The following is a 26,830-nucleotide window of genomic DNA, read 5'->3' as shown; positions in this document are numbered from 1 at the left end:
GCGCACCACCACGAGACGCCGCCCCGGACCATCGGTCCGGGGCGGCGTGCTGTTCCCCTCGCAGGACTCCGGGAGACGGGTGCCCGCGCTCGGTCACTGGTGGATGCCGCACTCCGTCTTGTCGAGGCCGGCCCAGCGGCCCGATCGCGGGTCGGCGCCGGGCTCGACGCGCGCGGTGCACGGGGCGCAGCCGATCGAGGGGTACTCGTCCGAGAGCAGCAGGTTCACCGGGACGCGGTGCATCAGGCCGTAGCCCAGCATCCGGTCGTGGGTCCAGGCCGCCAGCGGGTTGACCTTGACGATGCCGTTGGTCTCGTCGAAGGTCACCAGCGGGGTGTCGGCGCGCGCGGCGGACTCGTCACGGCGCACGCCGGACATCCAGCACTCGTAGCCGGTGAGGGCCTCGCGCAGCGGCTCGACCTTGCGCATCCGGCAGCAGGAGGCGGGGTCGCGGTCGTGCAGGCGGGGGCCGAAGCGGGCGTCCTGCTCGGCGACGCTCAGGCGGGCCCGCACGTCGACGACGGTGACGTCGAGGGTGAGGTCGACCTCGTCGCGGGCGCCCAGGGTCTCGGCGAAGTGGTACCCGGTGTCGAGGAAGAGCACGTCGACGCCGGGCGCGTGCTGCGAGACCAGATGGGGCAGCACCCCGGTCTCCATGCTGCTGGCGACGGCGAGGGTGCCGGGGAAGGTGCGGGCGGCCCACGCGACGACCTCGTCGGCGGAGCCCTCGCCGACCAGGCGCTGCCCGTCGTGGGCGAGCGCGCGCAGCTGGTCGGTGGACCGGCGGGTGCGGGTGGCGACGGCGGTCATCGCAGCACCTCGTCGTCGACGCGGTGCGCCCAGGCCGAGAAGGTCTCGCCGCCCTCGCGCTGGTCGAGGAAGCGGCGCACGAGGCGCTCGACGAGGTCGGGGAGCTCGTCGGCGGTGACCTTGAGCCCGCGCATCGTCCGACCGAGGCCGGCCTCGTCGCGCTCGGGCGAGGCCAGGCCGCCGCCGAGGTGTACCTGGAAGCCGGGCACCTGCTCACCGTCGACGGTGAGCAGCTGGCCCTTGAGGCCGATGTCGGCGACCTGGACGCGGGCGCACGAGTTGGGACAGCCGTTGACGTGCAGGCTGATCGGGGTGTCGAGCGCCGGTGTGACGTCGGCGAGCCGCTGCTCGAGCTCGGTGATGGCGGTGGCCGCGGCCGCCTTGGTCTCGACGATGGCGAGCTTGCAGAACTCGATGCCGGTGCAGGCGATGGTGTTGCGGCGGAACGGGCTGGGGGAGACCGAGAGGCCGAGGGCCTCCAGGCCGCTGACCAGCGCGTCGAGCCGGTCGGGCGCGACGTCGAGGACGACGAGCTTCTGGTGCGGGGTGAAGCGCACCCGCCCGCTGCCGGCGTCCGCCATCAGGTCGGCCAGGCCGGTGAGGACCTCGCCGCTGACGCGCCCGACGACCGGGGCCGCGCCGACGTAGTGGTTGCCGTCCTTCTGCCGGTGCACGCCCACGTGGTCGCCCGGGGTGGTGGCGCGGGCCGGGGCCGGGCCGTCGGGCAGGGCGTAGCCGAGGTACTCCTCCTCGAGCACCCGCCGGAACTCGGCCGGGCCCCACTCGGCCAGGAGGAACTTCAGGCGGGCCTTGGCGCGCAGGCGCCGGTAGCCGTAGTCGCGGAAGATGCGCACGACCCCGTGCCAGACCTCGGCCGCGTGCTCCTCGGGGACGAAGGTGCCCAGCCGCTCGGCGAGGCGCGGGGCGGTCGAGAGGCCGCCGCCGACCCACAGGTCGTAGCCGGGCCCGAGCTCGGGGTGTACGACGCCGACCAGGGAGACGTCGTTGATCTCGTGCACGACGTCGAGGCTGGGGTGGCCGGTGACGGCCGTCTTGAACTTGCGGGGGAGGTTCGCGAGCTCGGGGTCGCCGATGAACCGCTCGACGATCTCGTCGATGACGGGGGTGGGGTCGATGATCTCGTCGGCGGCGATGCCGGCCAACGGGCTGCCCAGGACCACGCGCGGGGTGTCGCCGCAGGCTTCGGTGGTCTGCAGGCCGACGGCTTCGAGGCGACGCCAGATCTCGGGCACGTCCTCGATGCGGATCCAGTGGTACTGGAGGTTCTGGCGGTCGCTGATGTCGGCGGTGCCGCGGGCGAACTCCGTGGAGATCTGCGCCAGGACGCGGAGCTGCTCCAGGGTCAGGGCGCCGCCGTCGAGGCGGGCCCGCAGCATGAAGTACTCGTCCGAGAGCTCGGTGTCGTCGAGCTGGGCGGTGCGGCCGCCGTCGATCCCGGGCCGGCGCTGGGTATACAGCCCCCACCAGCGGAACCGGCCGCTGAGGTCCTGGGGCGGGATGGAGCCGAAGCCCTCCTTGGAGTACACCTCCTCGATGCGGGCCCGGACGGACAGCCCGCCCTCCTCCTGCTTCCACTCCTCGTTGGCGTTGAGGGGCGCGGTGCCGTCGACGGCCCACTGACCGTTGGCCCGGCCGGCGCGCGGGGGCCGCAGGGCCCGCGGCGTGGTAGCGGTCGTCGTCATCGGGGGTTCCTCGGTGCTCGGGAAGAGTTACGTTGCGTCATGCAATGTATAACGCACGGTTATTTCAGTCGCGAAGGTCCACCAGATGGAACGGCGTCGGTCGAGGCGGCGCTCGAGTGATGGCGCGCGATGGCCGGAGCCGCTGACGACATCCCCGCCGAGGGCCTATCATCGAACACATGTTCGATGATGCGGGAGCGGCCGGAGGGCCGCCCCTGCGCGTCCCAACCCCGGCGGCCCCCGTCCGGCAGCGCTCCGGGGCCGGCGCCACGGGGGCGGGCGGGCCCCCGGGCTGGCCGCAGGGCGTGCCGCCGCCGGGGGAGCGGGGCTGGCAGCACCGGGCGGTGGCCTGGCTGCTCGACCACTGCCCGCCCGACTACCGGCTCTACCCGTCGTGGCGCCGGCATCCGGTGGCCCTGGCCTGGCTCGCGGTGAACCACCTCGACGCCCAGCTCGAGGCCATGCGCTCGTCCTACCGCGAAGTCCGGGTGGCGCTGGTCGACGACATCGGGCCCGAGGGCGTCACCCAGGTGCTGGCCGACCTCGAGTGCGAAGGCGTGCGCCTCGTGGCGGCTCGGCGCGCGGCCGGGCTGCTGCTCGACGCCCTGCGCGGGCTCGAGTTCGTGCCGCGACTCTGACTGAGTGTGTCCCTGTTCGACCGCCGAACGCACTCGAGCCGACAGTCCGGACCTGTAGTAGAGGTTTGACAGGCCTCGAGGCCGCGTCACATCGCCCAGAAAGGGCGTGTCGGGGCCCGCGCGGTCAGTTGTCGGTAAACTTCCTGACGGTGGCCGCGATTAGCGTGCCGACAGCGACCTTTTTTCCTGCGGCAGGTTCCTGCGAGAGCACCACTCAGTTGGAGTCGATGAGTGGCAGTCGATTCGTGCCTGTGGCGTCGGTGGCCGGGCAACAATAAGTCTCGACCCGCGCCACAGGTCCTGTGCCGTTTGGTAGTCCTTGCCTACGGCATCCGGCACGATGACAGCTGCAGACACAGGCTTCGTCGACGTCTTCGACGCAGTAACAGGACGAACCAGTGTCGCCGTCGCGGTGGGCGTCGTCGTCACGGTGACCGTCGTGGGCGCCGGAGTGGCTGGCGTTGCGGCCTGAGTCTGCGTCAAAGTCATGGTGGCCGGGCTGCCGCTCGACCCGTACCCGGCAAGGCTCAACACGGCAACAACTCCTCCATCGTGCCGGTGCGGGTGTCGGAGTCGCGGTCCCGGTAGCCGTTGCGGGAGCTGACCCGTTCCGGGCTGCGTTCGCCATCCGGCGCGCCGCAGATCGCGTCGGCCTCGGCCGACATCAACGCCTGCACGAACGTGGCAGCATGGTGCGCAGCAGTCCCGGCAGCTCGCATCAGCGGTGCCGGGTGCACTTCATCCGCAACGTCCTGGCCCACGTGGCCAAGGGCGAGTCCGAGATGGTCGCCGCGGTCTTCCGCACGATCTTCGCCCAACCCAGCCTCGCACCGATGAGCAAGCAGTGGGACAAGGTCCGCGACGAGCTCGCCGCCCGCTACCCCAAGATCGGCCCCTTGATGGACGACGCCAAAGCCGAGGTCCTCGCCTTCGCCGCGTTCCCCCGCGAGCACTGGCGCAAGATCTGGTCCACCAACCCCCTGGAGCGGCTGAACAAGGAGATCAAACGCCGCTCCCGCGTCGTGGGCATCTTCCCCAACGAAGCCGCCGTCATCCGCCTCATCGGAGCCATCCTGGCCGACACCCACGACGAATGGGCCACCGACGAACGCCGCTACCTCTCCGAAGAATCCATGGCCAAGATCGGCGCAAAGGACGACACTGGAACCGTCGCCCTCACCGAAGGCGACCGGTAGGCATCGACGACCTCAAAGCCCACCACTCCACGGGACTCTTACTCCACAGGCCGAGGCTAGATCGCCGTTGCGCACTACGCGGGCTTGAGCCCCGGACTGCTGCATTCCGCCGCGAGCCGGGCGCTCCTCGCTGATCGGCGCCGTGGGTCGCACGGCTGGTCAGCCAGCGCCGTGTAGACGGAATCGTCTACCGGGCGTACTGTTGTCGCATGGCCGAGACAACAACGATCCGCATCAGCCGGGACACCCACGCCAGGGTCACCCGCTTGGCGGCCGAACGCCACGAGACGATCGATGAAACGGTGAGTAGCGCTCTGCGGGCGCTGCGCCAAGACGCCATGGGTCGCGACCTGACCGAGGAGCTCACCGAGGATGAGGCGGCCTGGCTCGATGCTGATGCCGGGTGATGTCGTCGAGCTCGACCTCGGCACTCCGGCCGGTAGCGAGGCGGGGCTACGTCGTCCCGCAGTCGTCGTCACCGCTGCACGGGTGCTGGCGGGTGGACCGAACGTCGTGCAGGTGGTGCCGCTGACCCGCACCCTCCGTTCCAGCAGCACGGAGGTGGTCATCGACCCTGATCACGGCAACCGTCTTTCAGCGCGCTCCTCGGCGCAGTGCCAGCACGTGCGTTCTGTGGCCATCACGCGCATTCAGCACCGCACGGGCAATGTCGGCCCAGTAGTACTCGGCGAGGTCCGAGAGACGCTCGCATTGCTACTGGACCTTTAACCCTCGTCGCTTGGGACCAGCGCATCCAGGTAGCCCTCTTCGCCGCGAATGACGCAGGGCGACGTCCGCTCGAGATGAGGACGACCCGGCCATGCCAAGGGACCCGGACCGTCCGGTCATCGACGGTGACGGACTCGACGTCGGCGCTGGTCCGCAGGCCAACGTGGCGTATCCATCGACCGCTCCACGGCCACCGAACCGCCCTGCCCTGGCAGTCATGGAATCCGCCGCTGCCCTCGATGACGACCAGCCCGGGCTCAATGCCGGAACCCGCGGCCCACGGCAGGCCGAGGTGGGCCGGTAGCCGGGCCGGGCGAGCGGCGAGTAGGTCATCGTCAGCAGAGTCACTGCCGCCGCCGAGCAGGTGCCAGCTCGCCCCACCTGGCCAGGACCCAGGTATCGGACAGGACGCAACCCACCCCTCGTCTGGTGAACCGGGTGACCGCTACGTCGCCCGCGACGTCGACGGCCATCGCAGCGAACCGACGCCGCCGGCTCAGTCGCACCACGGGCTCCAGGTGCTCGGACTGGATCAACCGGACGCTCTCGGAGAGCGCGTCATAGGTCACGCCCCCATGCCAGGAGGATCTCGACGTGGCAACCCTCGCTCTCCGGCGCGACGTGCGACGGCGCCGCGTTCTGTGCGCCGAGTGCCGAGCGAGTGAGGACGTGGTGGAGGGCACCCTCGTCCCTGCGGGTGCAGCCGGGCCGACCACCTAGACTCGTGGGGTTCGACCGGACCCGAGAACGAGGAGGTAGGCCGCGGTGAGCCTGCTGGAACGGATCGACGGTCCCCGCGACCTCAAGGCCCTCCCGGCGGCGCAGCTGCCCGCCCTCGCCGACGAGATCCGTGCCTTCCTGGTCGACCAGGTCTCGCGCACCGGGGGCCACCTCGGGCCGAACCTCGGCGTCGTCGAGCTCACCATCGCCCTGCACCGGGTCTTCGACAGTCCTACCGACACCGTCGTCTTCGACACCGGCCACCAGTCCTACGTGCACAAGCTCCTCACCGGCCGCCGCGACTTCTCGGCGCTGCGCAAGCAGGGCGGGATGTCGGGCTACCCCAGCCGCGCCGAGTCGCCCCACGACGTCGTGGAGAACTCGCACGCCTCCACGTCCCTGTCCTGGGCCCACGGCATCGCCGCCGGCCGGGTCGTCCGCGGCGAACGCAACCGGCACACCGTCGCGGTCATCGGCGACGGCGCCCTCACCGGCGGCATGGCGTGGGAGGCCATCAACAACATCGCCGCCGAGGACGACCTGCCGCTGGTGCTCGTGGTCAACGACAACGAGCGCTCCTACGCCCCCACCCGCGGCGGCCTGGCCGACCACCTCGCCACCCTGCGCACCACCCGCGGCTACGAGCGCTTCCTCGACTGGGGCAAGCGCAACGTCTCGCGCACGCCCGTCGTCGGCGGCGCCATGTACGAGACGCTGCACGGGGTCAAGAAGGGCATCAAGGACATCGTCGCCCCGCAGGGGATGTTCGAGGACCTCGGGCTGAAGTACATCGGCCCGGTCGACGGCCACGACGAGCCCGCCCTCGAGGCCGCGCTGCGCAAGGCCCGCGCGTTCGGCGGCCCCGTGCTCGTGCACGTCCTCACCCAGAAGGGCCGCGGCTACGACCCGGCCATCACCGACGAGGCCGACCAGTTCCACGCCGTGGGCGTCATCAACCCCGAGACCGGCCTGCCGCTCGAGATCGCCGGCCGCAGCTGGACCGACGAGTTCGCCGAGACCATGGTCGCGCTGGGCGAGGAGCGCCGCGACGTCGTCGCCATCACCGCCGCCATGATGATGCCGGTCGGGCTCCAGCCGTTCTGCGACCGCTTCCCCGAACGCACCTTCGACGTCGGCATCGCCGAGCAGCACGCGATGACGATGGCCGCGGGCCTGGCGTTCTCCGGCCTGCACCCGGTGGTCGCGGTCTACGCCACCTTCCTCAACCGGGCCTTCGACCAGCTGCTGATGGACTGCGCGCTGCACCGGGCGGGCGTCACCGTCGTGCTCGACCGCTCGGGGGTCACCGGCCCCGACGGCGCGTCGCACCACGGCATGTGGGACATGACCATCAGCGGGGTCGTGCCCGGTCTGCACCTGGCCGCGCCGCGCGACGGCCAGCAGGTGGCCCGGGCCGTACGCGCCGCCGTCGCCATCGACGACGCCCCGTCGGTCGTCCGCTTCCCCAAGGGCACGGTCGCCGAGCCCATCGAGGCCGTGCGCACCGTCGGCGGGGTCGACGTGCTCGCCGAGCCCGATGCCGACGCCGTCGACGTCCTGCTGGTCGGGGTCGGCTCGATGGCGGCCACCGCGCTGACCGCCGCCGAGAAGCTGACCGCCGAGGGGCACCGCGTCCGTGTCGTCGACCCGGTGTGGGCGCTGCCGGTGCCCGACGAGGTCGTCACGCTGGCCCGGGCGGCCGGCCGGGTCGCCGTGGTCGAGGACAACGTCGTGGTCGGCGGCATCGGCTCGCAGGTGACCCAGGCGTTGCGTGACGCCGGGCTCGACCAGCCCGTCGACGTCTTCGGGCTGCCCAAGCGCTTCCTCGAGCACGCCTCGCGGGGGCAGGTGCTCGACGCCGCCCAGCTCACCCCCGACGCCGTCGCCACCCGGCTACGCGACCGCCTCGCCTGACGCCATGGAGCCTTCCGACGGTCCCGACGAGGCGCGTGCGGAGGTACGTGCGGCCTACGACGCCATCGCCCAGGACTACGCGGCGACCTACCCCGGCACCGAGCCCGAGGCCCGCCTCGACCTCGCGATGGTCGAGGACTTCGCCGACCGCGTGCTCGAGGGCGGCGGCGCCCGGGTGCTCGACGCCGGCTGCGGCACCGGGCGGATGGCGCGCTTCCTGGCCGACCGCGGCTGCTCGGTCGTCGGCGTCGACATCTCGCCCGGGATGCTGGCGATGGCGCGCCGCCACCACCCGGACCTCGAGGTGCACGAGGCGTCGCTGACCGACCTGCCCTTCGCCGACGCGTCCTTCGACGGGGTGCTGCTCTGGTACTCGGTCATCCACCTGCCCGACGAGGACCTGGCGCGCGCCCTGGCCGAGGTCGCCCGCGTGGTCCGGCCCGGCGGTCACGTGCTGGTGGCGTCGCAGAAGGGCGACGGGCCGGTCGACGTCGGCGCCCGGCTGCGCGAGCGCGGGCACGACGTGGTGCTGACCCGCTACCACCGCGGACCCCGCGACCTGATGTCGGCGCTGGCCGCGGTCGGGCTCGAGCGTCGAGCCCGGATGATCCGCGAGGCCGTCGGGCGGGAGCAGGAGGGGCAGGTCGTCGTCCTCGCCCGCCGCGCCTGACCCGACGACGCGAACCCGCAGGGACGCCGCTCAGGCGGGCGCCGGAGCCGCAGCCGGGGGCGTGAGGGCGACGACGCGGTCCCACTCCGGCCCGGCGAACGCGATCGCCGCGGCGGGGAAGAGCCCGTTCTCCTCACGGTCGATGTGCACCCGCAGGGCTCGCTCGAAGGCCGGCATCGTCGCCGTGCGGCCCTGCCCGATCTCGGCGAGCAGCGCGTCGAGCATCGCGTGCTCGGCACACAGGGAGCGCACGTGCTCGGTGAACTCGGGGTCCTCGGCCAGGACGGTGAACATCCCGGCCTCCTCGGCGGAGGTGTGCGGCTGCAGGAGGTCCTGCAGCCGCCCGACCGCGCGCGAGGTCACCTGCGCATCGGCGCCGGCGCAGGCGCGCCGCAGGTCACCGCAGGCATTGATGATGTCGACGTGCTCGGCCATGAACCGGCCGACCACCGTCACGCTCTCGCATCCGCAGTACGAGCACATCGACCGTCCTCCGTCCAGCTGGGGCGCGAGTGGTCGCACGGGCCACATCTCGGTCGACGCGGTGAGGCGGTGACCGGGACCGCAGCCGCGCGCCCGGCGCCGACATTTTTCTCCAGCAACACTGTGGAAATTACTCCTGCGGCGGGCGCGGCACCAACTCCGCCCTCCGCGGGGCACCCGGGTCACGCTGATGGCGCGGAAGTTCGCTCGTGACACGGATGTATCCGCGCCATCGACACGTTTCCGCGTCTTCACTGTGACGACGCGGAAGCTCGCGCCCATCAGTAGACCCGGATGTCCCCGGGCTTCCGGCGAACCGCTCAGGCGGGGAACACGCCGCTGGAGAGGTAACGGTCGCCGCGGTCGCAGACGATGAAGACGATCGTGGCCCCCTCGACCTCCTGGGCCACCTGCAGGGCGGTCCAGCAGGCGCCGGCCGCGGAGATCCCCCCGAAGATGCCCTCCTCGCGGGCCAGCCGGCGGGCGGTCTCCTCGGCGTCGGCCTGGGTGACCTCCACGGTCCGGTCCACCGCCGAAGGGTCGAAGATGCTCGGCACGTACTCCGGTGGCCAGGCGCGGATCCCCGAGATCTTGGAGCCCTCGGCGGGCTGTGCCCCGACGACCTGGATCCCGGGGTTGCGCGACTTCAGGAAGTGCGAGACCCCGGTGATCGTGCCGGTGGTGCCCATCGCGGACACGAAGTGCGTGATGCGCCCGTCGGTCTGGCGCCACAGCTCCGGCCCGGTCCCGTTCTCGTGGGCCCGAGGGTTGTCCGGGTTGCCGAACTGGTCCAGGACCCGGCCGCGGCCCTCCTGCTCCATCCGGGTCACGACGTCGCGAGCCTCCTCCATGCCGCCGCCGGACGGGGTCAGGACCAGCTCGGCGCCGTACGCCTTCATGGTCTGGATCCGCTCGATGGACGCGTCCTCGGGCATCACGATGACCAGCCGGTAGCCGCTGATCGCCGCCGCCATCGCCAGGCCGATCCCGGTGTTGCCCGACGTCGCTTCCAGCAGGGTGTCGCCGGGCGCGATCTCCCCGCGCGCCTCCGCGCCGCGGATCATGCTGATCGCGGGGCGGTCCTTGACCGAGCCGGCCGGGTTGTTCCCCTCGAGCTTCGCGAGGAGCACGTTGCCCCGGCGGTCGTTCTCCGGACCCGGCAGGCGCTGCAGACGGACGAGCGGCGTGTCGCCGATGACGTCCTCCATCGTGGGGTACGCAGGGGGTTCGCTCACCCGTGCGAGTCTACGGCGGCGGCCTCGCGCACCGGGCTGCACCCCTGGGCGTCACATCCCCATGCCGCCGTCGACCGGGAGCCCGATACCGGTGACGAAGCGCGAGGCGTCGGACGCGAGGAAGACCACCGCGTCGGCCATGTCCTCCACCGTCCCGAGCCGCCCGGCCGGCGTGAGGTCGACGACCGCGCCGACCGCGGCCTCGGCCGAGGCGAACAGCCCCAGCTCGGCCACGTCGTTCGCCAGGCCCGCACCCATCGCCGTCGGGACGAGCCCGGGGTAGATGCAGTTGACGCGCACGCCGTAGCCGAGCTTGCCGGCCTCGGTGGCCGCGACGCGGGTCAGCCGGTCGACGGCCGACTTGGTGGCCGAGTACACCGCGATCCCGGGGAAGGCGATGGTGGCCGCCACCGACGAGACGCTGATGATGCTGCCGCCCCGGCCCGCGGCCCCGCCCGGGCGCATCGTGCGCAGGCCGTGCTTGAGCCCCAGGGTCGTGCCGAGGATGTTCACCCGCATCATCCGCTCGATGTCGGCCACCTCGACCTCGGTGACGAGGCTGGTGATCTCGATGCCGGCGTTGTTGACCAGGATGTCGAGGCCGCCCAGCCGCTCGACGGTGGCGGCCACCGCGGCCTCCCACGAGGACTCGTCGGTGACGTCGAGGCGGACGAAGCCGTGGCCCTCGCCCAGCGCGGCGGCGGTGTCGGCCCCGGAGTCCTGCAGGTCCCCGACCATCACGCGGGCGCCCGCGGCGGCCAGGGCCTTGGCCATGCCCTCCCCGAGCCCCTGGGCTCCTCCGGTGACGAGGGCGGTGCGCCCGGACAGGTCGTAGGACGTCATGGTTCGGCTCCTTCGCCGGACGGATGGGCGCGGCGGTGCGCCCACGCCGAGTGTCCTGCGGGCGCGACGGTGCTGTCCAAGGTCGGTGGGCTCGGCCCGACGACGGCGTCGGTACCGGCGGAGGGCTGCGCCGACGGCGAACACACTGGACGCGGTGGGGCGGCGGCCGGTTGGGTGGAGGGATGCGGATGCGGATGCTGGTGCTCGGCGGGACGGCGTGGCTGGGTGCGGCGGTGGCCGAGGAGGCCCTGCGCCGGGGGCACGAGGTCACCTGCCTCGCTCGCGGCTCGGCCCCGGCGCCGGCGCGCGCGAGCTTCGTCGCCGCCGACCGCGACCTCGACGACGGGCTGACCGCGGTGGCCGGCACGCGCTGGGACGTCGTCGTCGACGTGTCGCGGCACCCCGGCCAGGTACGTCGTGCGGTGCGTGACCTCGACACCGGCCACTGGGTGTTCGTCTCGACCGCCAACGTCTACGCCACCTTCGGCGCGCTCGAGCAGACCGAGGACGCCCCCCGCCGCGCCCCGCTCGGCGGCGACGTCCTGCCCGACATGGAGTCCTACGGCGAGGCCAAGGTCGCCTGCGAGGACGCCGTGTTCGCCGCCCCGGCGACCGCCACGGTGGCACGCTCGGGCCTCATCGGCGGCCCCGGCGACGACTCGGGCCGCACCGGCTACTGGCCCTGGCGTTTCGCCCATCCGGTGGGGGAGCGGGTCGTCGTCCCGGACGACCTCGACTTCCCGTGCGCCCTCGTCGACGTGCGCGACCTCGCCGCCTTCCTGGTCAGCGCGGCCGAGCGGCGCCTCGACGGGGTGGTCAACGTGACCGGGCCGAGCGTGCCGCTGCGCGAGGTGCTCGACACCGCCGCCCGCGTGGCCGCGGCGACGGCCCAGCCGCTGCCCGTCGCCGCCGAGCGGCTGCGCGAGCTCGGGGTCGGCGCCTGGATGGGCCCGGCGTCCCTGCCGCTGTGGGTCGACGATCCCGACTGGCGGGGCTTCGCCACCCTCGACACCACGCGGGCCCGGGCGGCGGGGCTCGTGACCCGTCCGCTCGAGGAGACCCTGCGTGACGCCCTCGCCTGGGAGGAGGGGAGCCGCAGCTCGCCGCGCCGCGCGGGGCTCACCGACGACGAGGAGCGCCGGGTCCTTGCCGCCCTCAGCGGCGAGGCGGGCTCGGCCGGGTGAGGACCTCGACGCCGTCCTCGGTGATGGCGACCGTGTGCTCACTGTGGGCGGTGCGCCCGCCGGTGGCGCTGCGCAGCGTCCAGCCGTCGTCGTCGGTGACGAGCCGGTCGGTGTCGGCCATCACCCAGGGCTCGAGCGCCAGCAGCAGCCCCGGCCGCAGCCGGTAGCCGCGCCCGGGCCGGCCGCTGTTGGCCACGTGCGGGTCCTGGTGCATCGTCGAGCCGACCCCGTGGCCGCCGAACTGGGTGTTGACCCGGTACCCCGCCGCGGTCAGCGTCGTCCCGATGGCGTGCGACACGTCGCCGAGGTACGCGCCGGGGCCCGCCGCCGCGATGCCCGCGGCGAGGGCCCGCTCGGTGGCGGCGATGAGGGCGGCGTCCTGCGGGCTCGGTGAGCCGCCCACGACGAAGCTGATGGCCGAGTCGGCGACGACGCCGTGCAGCGAGACGGCCAGGTCGAGGCTCAGCAGGTCACCGTCCACCAGGCGGCGCGCGTGGGGGAGCCCGTGCAGCACGGCGTCGTTGACCGAGGTGCAGATGTAGTGACCGAAGGGCCCGCGCCCGAACGACGGCGCGTAGTCGACGTAGCAGGACACCGCGCCGGCATCCAGGATCATCTCCCGCGCCCAGCGGTCGATGTCGAACAGGTCGGTGCCGGCGACCGCCCGACCCCGCAGGTCCTGGAGGATGTCGGCCACGAGGGCACCCGTCCGCCGGCCGCGCTCGACCTCGGCCGGGCTGAGGATCTCGATCATGCAGGCACCATCTCACGGTGCCGCGGTCGTGTCCTCAGCCGGTCTCGCCGTGGAGGACCGGGGTGGTCGATGGGGTGCGGTACCCCTCGCCCAGGCCCGCCACGAGGACGTCGACGAGGGTCGGCACCTCGTCAGGGTCGACCCTGGTCGTTGCGACACAGACGTTGTCGCGCCAGATCGACAGGACCACCACGCCCGCCTCGTGGTGCCACGTGGCGCGCAGCGCGCGGCCCTCACCGCGGACGTCGGGGACGACGGCGGTGCGACCCACGGGACCGGAGCGCGCCATACCCGAGTGTGCCTCCGGGAGAGGCCGGCTGTCGAGAGCCGGACCTAGAGGGCGGTCTCGCCCGGACCTTGCGGGTCGTGCACGAACGCCGAGGCGTACGACGTCTCGCCCACCGCGATGGAGTACTCGGAGTAGTAGTCGCTGATGCCGCGGCGCTGCGCCTCGCGGTGGCGCGGGTGGTCGCGCCATCCCCGGTGGGACTCGGGGTCGGCGAAGGTGACGATGGTCGCGCGCTCCCCGTCGTCGGCCACGAACGTCTTGGTCTCGAGGAAGCCCGGCATCGACCGCGCGAGCTCGGCCACCACGGCGAGCTCGTCGCGGTAGGCGCCCTCGTGTTCGGCCCGCAGCCGGTTGCGGAAGACCGTGACCACCTGGCCGACCAGCGGCCGCTCGACCTCACCCACCTGGGCTGCCCCTCTCGTGCTCGGCTGTCGCGGAGCGGCGTGGCCCGGTCGGCGACGCCCTGCGGACGCTACCGGCGGGGGTCGGGCCCGTCCAGCACGCCACGCTGCGACCATCCGGTGACGAACGCGTCCGCGATGCGGCGGTGGCTGCGGTCGTTGGGGTGGAAGAAGTCGCCGGCCAGACCGGTGAGGATGCGCACCCCGGTCGTGTGCTCCTCGACGGGCGCGAGCAGCAGGTCGGGGCGCTCGGCCACCACCTCGCGCACGACCCGCGAGAGCTGCGCGGCCGCAGGGACTCGCGGCCCCCACCGGAACTCCGGTACGTCCCCGACGACCGATCCGGCCGGCAGCTGCGCGACGAGCGTGCGCAGGTCCAGCCGGAAGCGCTCGGGGTCGGTACGCCCCGCGTCGTTGGAGCCGACGCACAGGGTGACGAGGGCGGCGTCGGCGGGGAGGGGCAGCTGGGCGGCCAGGACGTCGGCCACCCGGGCGCCGTACACCGCGCGGTTGTCGACGGCCACCGTCGCGCCCCACGCCGCCTCGACGTGGGTGACGAACAGGGCCAGCCACGACCGCGACGCCCGCGTCGTGCCGGTGCCCACCGTCAGCGAGTCACCGAGGGCCACCACCAGCGGGGCGCCCGAGAGCGCGCGCCGCCCCCAGTACCGGCCCCACGGCGCGACCGACAGCCGCACCCGCAGGGCGCGGGCCACGAGGACCGCCAGGGGGGCAGCGGGCAGCAGCAGCCGTCGGGTCGCCATGGGGGTGGTTCGTCGTGCGGCGCGGCTCAGATGTCGCGGAAGGTCTCGATGGTCGCGCCCAGGGCGTTGAGGCGCTCGGCGAGGTCCTCGTAGCCGCGGTTGATGACGTAGACGTTGCGCAGCACCGAGGTGCCGGGCGCGGCCAGCATCGCGAGCAGCACGACCACGCCCGGGCGCAGCGCCGGCGGGCACATGACCTCGGCGGCCCGCCACTTCGGGGTGGGGCCGGTGATCATCACGCGGTGCGGGTCGAGCAGCTGGACCTGGCCGCCGATCTTGGTCAGCTCGGTGAGGTAGATGGCGCGGTTCTCGTAGACCCAGTCGTGGATCATCGTCGTGCCCTCGGCGCAGGCCGCGATGAGCGCGAAGAACGGCAGGTTGTCGATGTTGAGCCCCGGGAAGGGCATCGGCGCGATCTTGTCGACCGGGGCCGTCAGCGGGCCGGGGTGGATGGTGAGGTCGACCAGGCGGGTCCGGCCGTTCTGGGCCAGGTACTCCTCGGTGAGGTCGAAGCGCAGACCCATCTCCTCGAGGGTGGCGAGCTCGATCTCGAGGAACTCGATCGGCACCCGCTCGATGGTGATCGTCGACTCGGTGACGACCGCGGCCGCGATCAGGCTCATGGCCTCGATCGGGTCCTCCGACGGGGAATACTCGATGTCCATGTCGACCCGGCCGACGCCGGTGACGGTGAGGGTGGTGGTGCCGATGCCCTCGATGCCCACGCCGAGGCCCTGCAGGAAGAAGCACAGGTCCTGGACCATGTAGTTGGGGGAGGCGTTGCGGATGACGGTGGTGCCCTCGTAGCGGGCCGCGGCCATCAGCACGTTCTCGGTGACGGTGTCGCCGCGCTCGGTGAGCACGATGGCGCGCTTGGGGTGGCGGGTGGGGTCGACGACGGAGTCGTAGAAGCCGTGCGTCGCGGTGACGTCGAGGCCGAAGTGGCGCAGGGCCGACAGGTGCGGCTCGACGGTGCGGGTGCCGAGGTCGCAGCCACCGGCGTAGGGCAGCTTGAAGTGGTCGTAGTCGGCCAGCAGCGGGCCGAGGAACATGATGACGGTGCGGGTGCGCCGCGCGGCCTCGACGTCGATGCCGGCCAGGTCGAGCTGGGCCGGCGGCACGACCTCGAGGTCGTTGCTGTCGGGCAGCCAGCGGACCTTGACCCCGATCGAGGTCAGCACCTCGATGATCCGGTTGACCTCCTCGATGCGTGCCAGGTTGCGCAGCGTGGTCTTGCCCTTGTTGAGCAGGCTGGCGCACAGGAGGGCGACCGCGGCGTTCTTGCTGGTCTTGACCGGGATCGAGCCCGACAGCTTGCGGCCGCCGACGATCCGCAGGTGCTGGGGGCCGCTGTGGCCGAGGGAGACGAACTCGCTGTCGAGCTTCTCGCCGACGCGCGCCAGCATCTCGAGCGAGAGGTTCTGTTTCCCCTGCTCGATGCGGGCGACCGCGCTCTGGCTGGTGCCGAGCAGATCGGCGAGCTCGTTCTGGGTCAGGCCCTGGTGGCGCCGGGCATCCCGGATGAGGGTGCCGATGCGGGTCAGGTAGGTGTCGCTGGTCGTCGTCACCGGACCAGCATATATCACCTGTGAGATATTGCACCCGAGCGCTCACCCCGAACGTGTGTGAAGAGCGTCGGCATGGCGACGCTCTTCACACACGTTCGGGGTGGGGAGGGTCAGCGGGCGACGCTGGCGACGCCGTGGGGCAGCAGGCGCCGCCCCAGGACGCGCTCGCTGGCGCCCTCGCGGTCGAGCAGCGGGATGATGCCGCCGTTCCAGAACGAGAAGCCGGCCCCGGTGATCATCGCCAGGTCGATGTCCATCGGCGCCTCCGCGACGCCCTCGGCCAGCATCCGGCCGACCTCGTCGGCGATGGCGTCGAGCACGCGGACCCGGACCTCCTCGGCCGACAGCTCCACCGGCTCGGCGGGCCGCGCGCGCAGCGCCTCCACCTCCGGGTCGGGCACGGGCCGGCCGCGCTCGTCATTCAGGTAGTACCCGCGCCTGCCGGCCGCCACGATGCGGGCCAGCGTGGGCGAGAGGTAGAAGCGGTCGCCGAACGCCCGCACCAGGGTCTCGCTGTTGTGCAGCGCGATCGGCGGGCCGACCAGGCCGACCAGGACGAACGGCGGCATCGGGGCCATCCCCGCCACCGCGCGGTCGGCGACCTCGACCGGTGTGCCGGCGTCGACGATGCGCGAGTACTCGCCCATGAAGCGGCCGAGCAGCCGGTTGACCACGAACGAGGCCGAGTCGGTGACCCGGATGCACGTCTTGCCGAGCGCGCGGCCGGTCGCGAACGCGGTGGCCAGGGAGGCCTCGTCGGTGTGCTCGCCGGGGATGATCTCGAGCAGCGGCATGACCGCCACCGGGTTGAAGAAGTGGAAGCCCACGACCCGTTCGGGATGCGCCAGCCGGCTCGCCATCTCGGTGATGGACAGCGACGAGGTGTTGGTGAGCAGGACGGCCTCGGGGGAGACCACGGCCTCGACCTCGGCGAACACCTGCTGCTTCACCGACATCTCCTCGAAGACCGCCTCGATGACCAGGTCGGCGTCGGCGAAGCCCTCCTTGCTGGTCGACCCGGTGACCAGGCGCTTGAGGAACGAGGCCTTGTCCGGCGAGACGCGGCGCTTGGCCAGCAGGGTGTCGACCTCCTGGTGCACGTAGCCGACGCCCTTGGCGACGCGCTCCTCGTCGAGGTCGGTCATCACGACCGGCACCCCGAGCCGGCGCGCGAAGAGCAGCGCCAGCTGGCTCGCCATCAGGCCCGCGCCCACGACGCCGACCTTGGTGACGGGGCGGGCCAGTGCCTTGTCGGGTGCGCCGGCGGGGCGCTTGGCGCGCTTCTGCACGAGGTCGAAGGCGTAGAGGCCGGCGCGCAGCTCGTCGCCCATGATGAGGTCGCCGAGCGCCTCGTCCTCCGCGGCGAAGGCCTCGGTGCGGCCGGCCGTGCGCGCCGCGCGGACCAGCTCGACCGCGCGCAGCGGGCCGGGGGAGCGGCCGCCGGTCCGGGCCAGGACGACCGTGCGGGCGCGGTCGCACGCGGCGTCCCAGGCCTCGGCGTCGTCGCTGACCGGGCGGCGCTCGGGCGTGACCGCGCCGCCCAGCACGGCGGCGGCCCAGCGCAGCGAGTCCTCGAGGAAGTCGGCGGGCTCGAGCAGCACGTCGCCGATGCCGAGCTCGACGACCTCGCGGGCCTTGAGCATCCGGTTCTGCGACAGCGGGTTCTCGATGATGACCTTCAGGGCTGCCTCGGGCCCGACGAGCCGGGGGAGCAGCCAGCAGCCGCCCCAGCCCGGCACCAGCCCGAGGAAGGCCTCGGGGAGGGCGAAGGCTCCCACGCCCCCCGACACGGTGCGGAAGTCGGCCGAGAGGGCCAGCTCGACCCCGCCCCCCATGGCGGCGCCGTTGACGAACGCGAACGTCGGCACCGGCAGGTCGGCCAGCGTCGCGAACGCCGCGTGACCCGCGCGGGCGATCTCGAGGGCCTGCGAGCGGTCGGTGACGTACGGGACGCCGGAGAGGTCGGCGCCGACGGCGAAGACGAACGGCTTGCCGGTGACCGCGACGGCCTGGATCTCACCTGACTCGGCCCGGGCCCGCAGGGCGTCGAGCGTCGCCTGCAGCGCCGCGACCGACGCCGGCCCGAAGGTGCTGGGGCGGGTGTGGTCGTGCCCGTTGTCGAGCGTGACCAGGGCCAGGACGCCGGCCCCGCCGGGGAGCGTGACGTCCTGGGCCGGGGCGTGGGTGACGACCTCGGCCGGCATCCGGGGGGCCTCGGTGGTGGTGCTCATGCGCGTGCGCCTTCCGTGCCGTAGTCCGCGTGGTGGGGGTTCTCCCAGATCACGGCGCCGCCCATCCCGATGCCGATGCACATCGCGGTGAGGCCGTAGCGCACCTCGGGGTGGTCCTCGAAGTGGCGCGCCAGCTGGGTCATCAGCCGCACGCCGGAGGACGCCAGCGGGTGCCCGGTGGCGATGGCGCCGCCCCAGGGGTTGACCCGCTCGTCGTCGTCGGCGATGCCGAAGTGGTCGAGGAAGGCCAGCACCTGCACGGCGAAGGCCTCGTTGAGCTCGAACAGCCCGATGTCGCCGATGGTCAGCCCGGCCTTCGCCAGGGCCTTCTCGGTGGCCGGCACCGGCCCGATGCCCATGACCTCGGGCTCGACCCCGACGAACGCGTAGGAGGTCATCCGCATCCGCACCGGCAGGCCCAGCTCGGCCGCGGCCGACTCCGAGGCCAGGAGGCAGGCGGTGGCACCGTCGTTGAGGCCCGCGGCGTTCCCGGCGGTGACGTTGCCGTGCGGGCGGAACGGGGTCTTGAGGGCGCCGAGCTCCTCGAGCGTGGTGCCCGGACGGGGCGGCTCGTCGGCGGTGGCGAGCCCCCACCCCTTCTCGGCGTGGCGCGTCGCGACCGGGACGAGGTCGGGCTGGACCTTGCCCGCTGCGTACGCCGCGGCCAGCTTGCGCTGGCTGCCCACGGCGAAGGCGTCGGAGCGCTCCTTGGTCAGCTGCGGGAAGCGGTCGTGCAGGTTCTCGGCGGTCTTGCCCATCACCAGGGCCGACTCGTCGACGACGCGCTCGGCCACGATGCGCGGGTTGGGGTCGATGCCCTCGCCCATCGGGTGGCGGCCCATGTGCTCGACACCGCCGGCCACGGCCACGTCGATCGCGCCGACGCCGATGGCGGAGGCGACGGTGGTGACGGCCGTCATCGCGCCCGCGCACATCCGGTCGACCGAGTAGCCGGGGGTCGACGTCGGCAGGCCCGCCAGCAGCGCGGCCAGGCGCCCCAGGGTCAGGCCCTGGTCGCCGATCTGGGTCGTCGCGGCGATCGCGACCTCCTCGACGCGCTCCTTGGGGAGCTCGGGGTGGCGCCGCAGCAGCTCGCGGATGCACTTGATGACGAGGTCGTCGGCGCGGGTCTGGGCGTACATGCCCTTCTCGCCGGCCTTGCCGAAGGGGGTGCGGACGCCGTCGACGAAGACGACCTCCTGGAGCTCACGGGGCACGGGTGGCCTTCCTGGTCGGGTGCGGGGTCGGCCCGGGTGCACCGGGCTCACCCCGCGAGACTACTAAGCGGTCGCTTAGTGGTCGAGTACGCCCGGCGTGAGAGCCGTCACCAGGGCTCGCCGAGGGCACGACCCGGCCCCTCGCGACGTCCCGCGAGGCTCAGGCGTCGGGGTGGGCGTCGAACGCGGCCACGAGCAACGGCGCGACGATGTCCGCCTGCCAGCGCCTCACCCCCAGCGCGGCGAGCGCCGCGGTGAAGCCCTCGACGTCGCGCTGGGCCGGCGGGCTCCAGACGACGCGTCGCAGCGGGTCGGGCGAGCAGACGTTCTCGACCGGGATGCTGCGCTCCTGCGAGAAGCCGGTGAGCGCGGCCCGGGTGGCGGCCAAGCGCTCGGCGGCCACCGGGTCCTTGTCGGCCCACGAGCGCGGCGGCGGCGGACCGTCGGACGGCAGGCTGCGCGGGGGCAGCTCGGTCTCGGGCAGGGCCATGGCGCGCTGCACCGCCTCGACCCACTGGCGGCCGTAGCGCGCGATGGCGCGGTGCCCGGAGGGCAGGTCGGCCGGGGTGCGCGGGGTCGCCTTGGCGATGTCGACCAGCGCCGCGTCGGGCAGGACCCGGCCCACGCTGGTGTCCCGCTCACGGGCGATGGCGTCGCGGGCGTACCAGAGCTCGCGCACGATGCCCACGGCCTGGCGCGAACGCAGGGTGTTGATGCCGGAGGTGCGCCGCCACGGGTCGACCCGCTCGGCCGGTGACCAGGTCAGCAGGGCCGCGAACTCCTGGCGGGCCCACTCGTCCTTGCCCTGGGTGGCGAGGTCGACGCCCATCAGGTTGCGCAGCTCGCCGAGGACCTCGACGTCGAGGGCCGCGTAGCGCAGCCACGGGTCGGGCAGCGGCCGGGTGGACCAGTCGACGGCCGAGTGCTCCTTGGCCAGCCGCAGCCCCAGGTAGTGCTCGACCACGGCGGCCAGGCCGACGCGGGGCAGGCCCAGGATGCGGGCGGCGAGCTCGGTGTCGAACAGCTGGCGCGGGCGCAGCCCGACCTCGGCCAGGCAGACGAGGTCCTGGGTGGCGGCGTGCAGGATCCACTCGGCGCCGCCGATGGCCTCGGCCACCGGGGTCAGGTCGGGGACGCCGATGGGGTCGATGAGGAAGGTGCCGGAGCCCTCGCGGCGCAGCTGCACCAGGTAGGCGCGCTGCCCGTAGCGGTAGCCCGAGGCCCGCTCGGCGTCGATCGCGACGGGGCCCTGGCCGGCAGCCACCGCGCGGGCCACCTCGTCGAGCTCGCGCTCGGACTCGACGACGTCGGGGACGCCCTCGGCCGGCTCCTGGAGCAGCACCGGCTCCGGCGCCTCCGGCTCCTGCTGGTCCCCGGGGGCGGTCTCGGACGTCGTGCTCATCGGCGCGGGCCGGGGAGCGCGACGACGCCCTCGGGCAGGGGCGGCAGCCCGGCGATCGTGCAGAGGAGGTCGGACCACGCCAGCAGGTGGTCGCCGACCTCGGGCCCAAGGGGGGTCCACGAGGCGCGCAGCTCCATCTCGATGCTCGCGGGCCGGTCGGCCAGGCCACCGAAGCTCTCGGACACCACGCGCGTGACCGTGCCGGCCCCGGCGGCGAACTCGACGCCGCGGTTGACCAGGGCGTCGGTGAGCCAGCTCCAGCCGACCTCGCCCAGCAGGGGCTCAGTGGCGAACTCGGGCTCGAGCTCGGCCCGCGCGAAGGTGACGGCGCGCCACTGGCCGCCCCACGGCTCGGGGGCCGACGGGTCGTGCAGCAGCACGAAGCGGCCACTGGCCAGCTCGTCGTCGGGGTCGCGCGGGTCCATGACGTCGGCGGTGAGCGCGACGGCGTGGGGGGCGATCCGCTGGGGGGCCGGGACCTCGGTCAGGCGGACCTCGGGCCGCAGCCGGGCGCGGTGCAGCTCGTCGAGGGCCTGGGTGAACTCGGGGGACTCGCGTCCCGTGAGCGTCGTGCGTGCCACGAGGGGAAATGTAAGCCGCACCGCCCGCGTCGTGGGTGAGGCCACGCCGAACGGGGCCGAGCGGACTACGCTCCGCGCGTGCTCAGCATCCTGGCCTTCGGGTCCTCCCTGGCGTGGGGGACCTCCGACTTCTTCGCCGGCCTGGCCTCGCGCCGGCGGCACCCGGTGGCCGTCGTGGGGTGGACCCAGGGCCTGGCCCTGGCGGTCCTCACCGTGCTCGTCCTGGTGCGCCACGACCCGGTCGGCTGGACGGGCTGGGCGCCCTGGGCGGTGGCCGCGGGCGCGTCGGGCCTGGTCGGCCTGGTCTGCTTCTACACCGCCCTCTCCAGCGGCACCATGGGCGTCGTCGCCCCCATCGCGGGGCTGGGGGTCGTCGTTCCGGTGGCACTGGGCGTCATCGCGGGGGAGCGCCCGTCGGCCCTGGCCTGGGCCGGGATGACGGTGGCCGTCCTCGGGGTGGTGCTCGCCTCGGGCCCCGAGATCGCGGGGGGCCTGTCGGCACGCCCGGTGCTGCTGGCCGTCGTCGCGGCCGTCGGGTTCGGGCTCACCCTGTACCTGCTGGACCGGGGGGCCCGGGTCTCGACGCTGATGACGCTGTGGGGGATGCGCGTCACGTCGGTCACGGTGCTGCTCGTCGTGGCGCTGGCCGTGCGGTCGGTCGGCGGGGTCCGCGCCCGCGAGACCCCGGCGCTACTGGCCATCGGCTGCGGCGACCTCGGGGCCAACGCGCTGTTCGCGCTCGCGTCGTCGCGGGGCGCCGTGAGCATCGCCTCGGTCCTGGCCTCGCTCTACCCGGTGGTCACGGCGGTGCTGGCCAGGGTCGTCCTCGACGAACGGCTGCGCCGCATCCAGCAGCTAGGGGTGGTGCTGGCGGTGGGCGGCGCGGTCCTCATCGCCGTCTGACGGCGGGCCGGTGCGGGACGGGGTGCCCGCGGCCGGATGGAAGGATGGGCGCGTGACGACCTCGCCGACCCCGGCCGCCCCTATTACGCCGGCCGCCGACTCCCCGCTGGTGCGCGCCACCCGCGGACTTCCCGTGCCGCACACGCCGGTGTGGTTCATGCGCCAGGCCGGGCGCTCGCTGCCCGAGTACCGGAAGGTCCGCGAGGGCGTGGGGATGCTCGAGTCCTGCCGCCGCCCCGACCTCGTCACCGAGATCACCCTCCAGCCGGTACGCCGTCATGGCGTCGACGCCGCGATCTTCTTCTCCGACATCGTGGTCCCGCTGGCCGCGGTCGGCGTCGACCTCGACATCGTGCCGGGCGTCGGCCCCGTCGTGGCCCACCCCGTGCGCACCCGGGCCGACGTCGAGCGCCTCCGCGCCCTCGACCCCTCCGACGTCCCTGACATCACCGAGTCGGTGCGGATGCTGGTGGCCGAACTGGGCCCGACCCCGCTCATCGGCTTCGCCGGCGCGCCCTTCACGCTCGCGTCCTACCTCGTCGAGGGCGGTCCGTCGAAGAACCACGAGCACACCAAGGCCCTCCTGCACGGCGACCCCGAGCTGTGGCACGAGCTGTGCCGACGTCTCGCGCAGATCTCGGGGGCGTTCCTGCGGGTGCAGGCGGAGGCCGGCGCGTCGGTGGTGCAGCTGTTCGACTCCTGGGCCGGGGTCCTCAGCCGCCGCGACTACGTGCGGTTCGTGCAGGAGCACTCGGCGACCGCCCTCGGCGCGGTCGCCGACCTCGCCGTGCCCCGCATCCACTTCGGGGTCGGCACCGGCGAGCTGCTGACCCTGATGGGCGAGGCCGGCGCCGACGTCGTCGGCGTCGACTACCGGGTCTCGCTGACCGACGCCCTCGAGCGCACCGGCGGCCGCTGGCCGCTGCAGGGCAACCTCGACCCGGCGCTGCTGTTCGCGCCGTGGCCGGCGCTGGAGCGCCGCGTCCGCGAGATCGTCGAGGAGGGCCGGGCGGCGCCCGGGCACGTCTTCAACCTCGGCCACGGCGTCCTGCCCGACACCGACCCCGACGTCGTCACGCGGGTCGTCGAGCTCGTCCACGAGGTCTCCCAGCGGTGACCGACACGCGCGCCCGCGCGGCGCGCCGTCATCCCGCGGGGGTCGTGGGGGGAACGGCCACGGGGACGACGGCCGGCCGCCGGCGGCGCCACCAGTAGCCGACGGGCACCAGGACCAGGGCGGCGGCCACCGCGAACGGGAGCAGGGCGCCGAGCAGGGTCAGCAGCACGCGCACCGAGGTCGTGAAGGCCGACCAGCCGGCGGCCAGTCCCGCGAGGAAGCCGGTGGTGTCCTCGGTCGTCACCGGCGTGGTGGCGGTGCTGAGCGACACCGAGATCGGGGCGAGGGCGACCTGGTCGTCGAGCGCCGCCAGCTGCTGCTCCATCGCCTCGAGGTCGGCCTGGCGGCGCGAGAGCTCGGCCTCGAGGGTCACGACGTCCGCCAGCTTGTCGGCGCGGCTCATCAGCGCCCGGACCCGCTCGACGCTGGCCTTCATCGACGCGACGCGGCTGGTGGTGTCGACGTAGCGGGCGGTGACGTCGTCGGTGCTGGTGCGGCGCGAGAGCACGGTGCCCACGCGGGCCACCTCGTCGAGGGTCGCGTCGAGCCGCTCTGCCGGGACGGAGATCGTGACGGTGCCGTTGCCCCCGGCCGGCGCAGCGGTGGCGCTGCCCTTCGGGAGGTCGGTGGGGGCCGGGTCGACGGGCACCGGTGGCTCGGTGGGACCCTGCGGGTCGCTCGAGACCTGCTCGGCGACCACGAGCCCGCCGGCCGCCACGGCCACGGCGCGCAGTCGGGCGGCCGCGGCGGAGACGTCGGTGACGCGCAGGGCGATCTCGGCGCGCCGGGCCAGCTTGCGGTCGGCGACGGCGGGGACGACGGTCGTGCCGGCGGTGGTGGTGCCGTTCGCGGTGCCGGCGGCCTTGGCGGCATCCGGCGCGGGCGCGGTCCCGGCCTCGGCCAGGTCGGCGCGGGACTGTGCCGGCGGCGCCACCTCGCTCGCGCCCGAGCTGGCCCCGGAGTCACCGCCGGCACCGCAGCCGGTGGCGGTCACGAGGGCCAGCGAACCGGCGAGCGCGACGCCCAGGAGCCGGGAGGGGCGGGACGGGTGGCGGGTGAGCGGTCGCACGGTGACTCCTTCGTCGGTGGCTGGACGCCGATGTGAGGCCGCCCGTACGCGAAAGGTTCCCGGTCGGCGGTCTCGATCGGGTCACGGGTCGGCGCCGTGGCGGTCACGGTGCGGCACCGATCCGGTCACGCTCGGCGGCGGCCGTCCCGGCGTCGGGCGCGCGGGGGGCGCGTGAGACGCTGGAGGCATGTCCGATGCCCCCGTCGCGACGCGACCGCACGTCGTCGTCGTCGGTGGCGGCCTGGCCGGCCTGGTGGCCGCACTCGAGGTGCTCGACACCCGGCCCGACACCCACGTGACCGTCCTCGAGGCGGGTGACCGCTTCGGTGGCAAGCTCCGTCTGGAGCCCGTGGCGGGGCTGCGGATCGACGTCGGGGCCGAGTCGATGCTGGCCACCCGGCCCGAGGCCGTCGACCTGGTGCACCGCCTCGGCCTGGGCGAGGACCTGGTCACCCCCGCGACGACGTCCGCCCGGGTGTGGACCCGCGGTGCCCTCCACCCTCTGCCGACCGCGACCCTGATGGGCGTGCCGTCCGACCCCGAGCGGGCCCGCGGCGTCCTCACCGACGACGAGGTGGCCCGCGCGGCCGACGAGCAGCCCTGGCCCGGTGGGCCGCTGACCGCCGACGTGTCCGTGGGCGATTACGTGGCGGCCCGGCTCGGGCCGGCCGTGGTCGACCGGCTCGTCGAGCCGCTGCTCGGCGGGGTCTACGCCGGGCACGCCCACCGCCTGTCGCTGCGGGCGACGATGCCGGCGCTCTGGCAGCGGGCCGTCGACGGCACCTCGCTCCTGGCCGCGCCCCCAGCACGTGCGACCGGCCCCGACGGCGCCCCCCGGCCACCGTTCGCCGGTGTGCGGGGCGGCCTGGGGCGCATCCCCGAGGCTGCGGTCGAGGCGCTGCGGGCGCGGGGCGCCCTGCTGCGCACCGGCGCCGTGGTGCGGGGCGTAGAGCCGGTCGACGGCCGGTGGCGGGTCGTCGTCGGCTCCGCGGCCGACCCCGTGACCGTCGACGCCGACGCGGTCGTCGTGGCCGTCCCCCCGGCGCCCGCGGCCCGCCTGCTGGCCGGGGTCGCACCCGTGGCCGCGGCCGCGCTGGCCGGCGTCGAGACGGCCTCGATGGCCGTCGTGACGCTGGCCGTCCGGCGTGACGGGGCCGATGCCCTCGACGGACCCGCGGCGCCCGAGGCGGCGCGGGGCTCGGGCTTCCTCGTGCCGCCGGTCGACGGCCGCGCGGTCAAGGCCGCCACCTTCAGCTTCAGCAAGTGGGCCTGGGTGGGCGGCCTCTCGGGGGATGTCGTCCACCTGCGCGCCTCGCTCGGCCGGGCGGGAGAGGAGTCGGTGCTGCAGCGCGACGACGCCGACCTCGTGGCCCTGGCCGTCGCCGAGGTGGGCGAGGCCCTCGGGCGGCCGCTGCCGCCGGTGGCCGACCACCACGTGCAGCGCTGGGGCGGTGCGCTGCCGCAGTACGCCGTCGGGCACGTCGAGCGCGTGACCGGCATCCGCGACGACCTCGCCGGCGTGCCCGGCCTCGAGGTCGCCGGCGCCACCTACGACGGCGTCGGCATCCCGGCCGTCGTCGCCTCCGCCGCCCGCGCCGCCCGCTCCGTCACCGACCACCTGAGCCGTTCCACCGCACTCCGAGGAGAGAACCGATGACCACCCCCACCGAGCGCCCCGCCCCCACCAAGCCCGGAGCGGCCCGCATCCGCGAGATCAACGACACGATCCGCTACGCGATGTGGTCGGTGTTCGCGCTGGCCGAGCCGCTGGCCGACGGCGACCGCGAGGCGATGGCCGCCGAGGTCGAGGAGCTGTTCACGTCGCTGGGCGCTCAGGAGGTGGTGGTGCGCGGCACCTACGACGTCGCGGGGCTGCGGGCCGACGCCGACCTGATGGTGTGGTGGCACGCACCCACCATCGAGGCCCTGCAGGCGGGGTACCACGCCCTGCTGCGCACCGAGTTCGGCCAGCACCTCGACCCGGTCTGGTCGGTGGCCGCGCTGCACCGCCCGGCCGAGTTCAACAAGAGCCACATCCCGGCCTTCATGGCCTCCGAGGAGCCCGGCGCGTACGTGTGCGTCTACCCGTTCGTGCGCTCCTACGACTGGTACCTGCTCGACGACAAGGAGCGCCGCGACATGCTCGTCGAGCACGGGATGCAGGCGCGCGAGTACCCCGACGTGCGGGCCAACACGATCGCCTCGTTCGCGCTCGGCGACTACGAGTGGATCCTCGCCTTCGAGGCCGAGGAGCTGTACCGCATCGTCGACCTCATGCGCGAGCTGCGCGCCTCGCAGGCGCGCCGGCACGTGCGCGAGGAGGTGCCGTTCTACACCGGCCCGCGGGTGGCCGTCGCCGACCTGGTGGCGCGCCTGCGCTGAACGGCCCCGGCCCGCGCAGGTGTCAGG

25 protein-coding genes and 2 pseudogenes are annotated in these 26,830 nt (G+C 73.8%); 11 read left to right on the top strand and 16 right to left on the bottom strand.

The features are described from left to right. Positions 1-93: 93 nt before the first annotated feature. Entirely contained in the window at positions 94-810 is a 717-nt protein-coding gene (locus tag ATL31_RS01710) for a phosphoadenylyl-sulfate reductase (protein WP_101394247.1), read from the bottom strand. Then, positions 807-2,513 (bottom strand): nitrite/sulfite reductase, encoded by a 1,707-nt coding sequence (locus ATL31_RS01705; RefSeq protein ID WP_101394246.1) that lies wholly within the window; start codon positions 2,511-2,513, stop codon positions 807-809. Before ATL31_RS01705 ends, ATL31_RS01710 begins: the two co-directional genes overlap by 4 nt. Positions 2,514-2,692: 179 nt before the next feature. Between ATL31_RS01705 and ATL31_RS01700 the strand changes: the two genes are divergently transcribed. Continuing rightward, the gene (locus tag ATL31_RS01700; RefSeq protein WP_245861826.1) at positions 2,693-3,151 is read left to right on the top strand and encodes a hypothetical protein; all 459 of its coding nucleotides are present in this window, start codon (positions 2,693-2,695) and stop codon (positions 3,149-3,151) included. Positions 3,152-3,684: 533 nt separating this feature from the next. Here ATL31_RS01700 and ATL31_RS01695 read toward each other — a convergent pair. Continuing rightward, positions 3,685-3,837: pseudogene (locus ATL31_RS01695) on the bottom strand (transposase); the annotation flags it as partial. A gap of 9 nt (positions 3,838-3,846) precedes the next feature. Here ATL31_RS01695 and ATL31_RS01690 point away from each other — a divergent pair. The 5 genes and pseudogenes from ATL31_RS01690 to ATL31_RS01665 all read left to right on the top strand — a co-directional run. Beyond that, a pseudogene (locus ATL31_RS01690) lies at positions 3,847-4,347 on the top strand (transposase); the annotation flags it as partial. Between the two features lie 209 nt (positions 4,348-4,556). Then, on the top strand, positions 4,557-4,754 hold the full coding sequence (locus ATL31_RS01685) for a hypothetical protein (RefSeq protein WP_101394245.1): 198 nt from the start codon (positions 4,557-4,559) through the stop codon (positions 4,752-4,754). Next, positions 4,738-5,076: a type II toxin-antitoxin system PemK/MazF family toxin gene (locus tag ATL31_RS01680; RefSeq protein WP_101394244.1), complete on the top strand. Its 339-nt coding sequence runs from the start codon at positions 4,738-4,740 to the stop codon at positions 5,074-5,076. Before ATL31_RS01685 ends, ATL31_RS01680 begins: the two co-directional genes overlap by 17 nt. 765 nt (positions 5,077-5,841) lie before the next feature. Next, positions 5,842-7,710 (top strand): 1-deoxy-D-xylulose-5-phosphate synthase, encoded by a 1,869-nt coding sequence (gene dxs / locus ATL31_RS01670; RefSeq protein ID WP_101394242.1) that lies wholly within the window; start codon positions 5,842-5,844, stop codon positions 7,708-7,710. A gap of 4 nt (positions 7,711-7,714) precedes the next feature. Continuing rightward, on the top strand, positions 7,715-8,380 hold the full coding sequence (locus ATL31_RS01665) for a class I SAM-dependent methyltransferase (RefSeq protein WP_101394241.1): 666 nt from the start codon (positions 7,715-7,717) through the stop codon (positions 8,378-8,380). Between the two features lie 30 nt (positions 8,381-8,410). On the opposite strand, the gene ATL31_RS01660 is transcribed toward ATL31_RS01665, so the two are convergent. From ATL31_RS01660 to ATL31_RS01650, 3 genes are all read right to left on the bottom strand, one after another. Continuing rightward, on the bottom strand, positions 8,411-8,836 hold the full coding sequence (locus ATL31_RS01660; protein ID WP_245861825.1) for a hemerythrin domain-containing protein: 426 nt from the start codon (positions 8,834-8,836) through the stop codon (positions 8,411-8,413). 347 nt (positions 8,837-9,183) lie between these two features. Further along, positions 9,184-10,098 carry a cysteine synthase CysM gene (gene cysM / locus ATL31_RS01655; protein WP_211283946.1) on the bottom strand — a complete coding sequence of 305 codons (915 nt, stop codon included), beginning with the start codon at positions 10,096-10,098 and terminating at the stop codon, positions 9,184-9,186. 51 nt (positions 10,099-10,149) lie between these two features. Next, entirely contained in the window at positions 10,150-10,941 is a 792-nt protein-coding gene (locus tag ATL31_RS01650; RefSeq protein ID WP_101394238.1) for an SDR family NAD(P)-dependent oxidoreductase, read from the bottom strand. 182 nt (positions 10,942-11,123) lie between these two features. Between ATL31_RS01650 and ATL31_RS01645 the strand changes: the two genes are divergently transcribed. Then, positions 11,124-12,125 (top strand): NAD-dependent epimerase/dehydratase family protein, encoded by a 1,002-nt coding sequence (locus ATL31_RS01645; RefSeq protein WP_245861824.1) that lies wholly within the window; start codon positions 11,124-11,126, stop codon positions 12,123-12,125. Here the strand turns inward: ATL31_RS01645 and map are convergent. From map to ATL31_RS01600, 9 genes are all read right to left on the bottom strand, one after another. Continuing rightward, the gene (gene map / locus ATL31_RS01640) at positions 12,097-12,879 is read right to left on the bottom strand and encodes a type I methionyl aminopeptidase (protein WP_101394236.1); all 783 of its coding nucleotides are present in this window, start codon (positions 12,877-12,879) and stop codon (positions 12,097-12,099) included. The genes ATL31_RS01645 and map overlap by 29 nt on opposite strands. 34 nt (positions 12,880-12,913) lie before the next feature. Continuing rightward, on the bottom strand, positions 12,914-13,168 hold the full coding sequence (locus tag ATL31_RS01635; protein WP_101394235.1) for a hypothetical protein: 255 nt from the start codon (positions 13,166-13,168) through the stop codon (positions 12,914-12,916). Between the two features lie 44 nt (positions 13,169-13,212). Beyond that, complete coding sequence (locus tag ATL31_RS01630) at positions 13,213-13,572, bottom strand: antibiotic biosynthesis monooxygenase family protein (protein WP_211283945.1); 360 nt, start codon at positions 13,570-13,572, stop codon at positions 13,213-13,215. A 68-nt stretch (positions 13,573-13,640) separates the two neighbouring features. Beyond that, the gene (locus tag ATL31_RS01625; RefSeq protein WP_101394233.1) at positions 13,641-14,333 is read right to left on the bottom strand and encodes an SGNH/GDSL hydrolase family protein; all 693 of its coding nucleotides are present in this window, start codon (positions 14,331-14,333) and stop codon (positions 13,641-13,643) included. A 26-nt stretch (positions 14,334-14,359) separates the two neighbouring features. Next, complete coding sequence (locus ATL31_RS01620; RefSeq protein WP_101394232.1) at positions 14,360-15,901, bottom strand: helix-turn-helix domain-containing protein; 1,542 nt, start codon at positions 15,899-15,901, stop codon at positions 14,360-14,362. A 110-nt stretch (positions 15,902-16,011) separates the two neighbouring features. Then, entirely contained in the window at positions 16,012-18,132 is a 2,121-nt protein-coding gene (locus ATL31_RS01615; protein WP_101394231.1) for a 3-hydroxyacyl-CoA dehydrogenase NAD-binding domain-containing protein, read from the bottom strand. Continuing rightward, positions 18,129-19,349 carry a thiolase family protein gene (locus ATL31_RS01610; RefSeq protein WP_101394230.1) on the bottom strand — a complete coding sequence of 407 codons (1,221 nt, stop codon included), beginning with the start codon at positions 19,347-19,349 and terminating at the stop codon, positions 18,129-18,131. The genes ATL31_RS01615 and ATL31_RS01610 overlap by 4 nt, the downstream gene beginning before the upstream one ends. Positions 19,350-19,509: 160 nt before the next feature. Beyond that, complete coding sequence (locus tag ATL31_RS01605) at positions 19,510-20,751, bottom strand: HRDC domain-containing protein (protein WP_101394229.1); 1,242 nt, start codon at positions 20,749-20,751, stop codon at positions 19,510-19,512. After that, a complete protein-coding gene (locus ATL31_RS01600; RefSeq protein ID WP_101394228.1) occupies positions 20,748-21,332 on the bottom strand; it encodes a DUF3000 domain-containing protein in 585 nt (194 codons plus the stop codon). The genes ATL31_RS01605 and ATL31_RS01600 overlap by 4 nt, the downstream gene beginning before the upstream one ends. 78 nt (positions 21,333-21,410) lie before the next feature. Between ATL31_RS01600 and ATL31_RS01595 the strand changes: the two genes are divergently transcribed. Continuing rightward, complete coding sequence (locus ATL31_RS01595) at positions 21,411-22,235, top strand: DMT family transporter (RefSeq protein ID WP_101394227.1); 825 nt, start codon at positions 21,411-21,413, stop codon at positions 22,233-22,235. Positions 22,236-22,287: 52 nt separating this feature from the next. Continuing rightward, a complete protein-coding gene (gene hemE / locus ATL31_RS01590) occupies positions 22,288-23,352 on the top strand; it encodes a uroporphyrinogen decarboxylase (protein WP_211283944.1) in 1,065 nt (354 codons plus the stop codon). Positions 23,353-23,380: 28 nt separating this feature from the next. Here hemE and ATL31_RS01585 read toward each other — a convergent pair whose 3' ends face one another. Next, complete coding sequence (locus ATL31_RS01585; RefSeq protein WP_101394226.1) at positions 23,381-24,421, bottom strand: DUF4349 domain-containing protein; 1,041 nt, start codon at positions 24,419-24,421, stop codon at positions 23,381-23,383. A gap of 187 nt (positions 24,422-24,608) precedes the next feature. Between ATL31_RS01585 and hemG the strand changes: the two genes are divergently transcribed. Further along, a complete protein-coding gene (gene hemG, locus ATL31_RS01580; protein WP_101394225.1) occupies positions 24,609-26,078 on the top strand; it encodes a protoporphyrinogen oxidase in 1,470 nt (489 codons plus the stop codon). Further along, positions 26,075-26,803, top strand: coding sequence for a hydrogen peroxide-dependent heme synthase (gene hemQ, locus ATL31_RS01575; protein WP_101394224.1), 729 nt, complete (start codon positions 26,075-26,077; stop codon positions 26,801-26,803). Before hemG ends, hemQ begins: the two co-directional genes overlap by 4 nt. Positions 26,804-26,830: the final 27 nt, after the last annotated feature.

Origin of the sequence: Phycicoccus duodecadis (genome assembly GCF_002846495.1) — a bacterium.
GTDB lineage: Bacteria > Actinomycetota > Actinomycetes > Actinomycetales > Dermatophilaceae > Phycicoccus > Phycicoccus duodecadis.
Note: the sequence above shows the minus strand (reverse complement) of the source record. Positions and strands in the feature narration are given on the sequence as shown.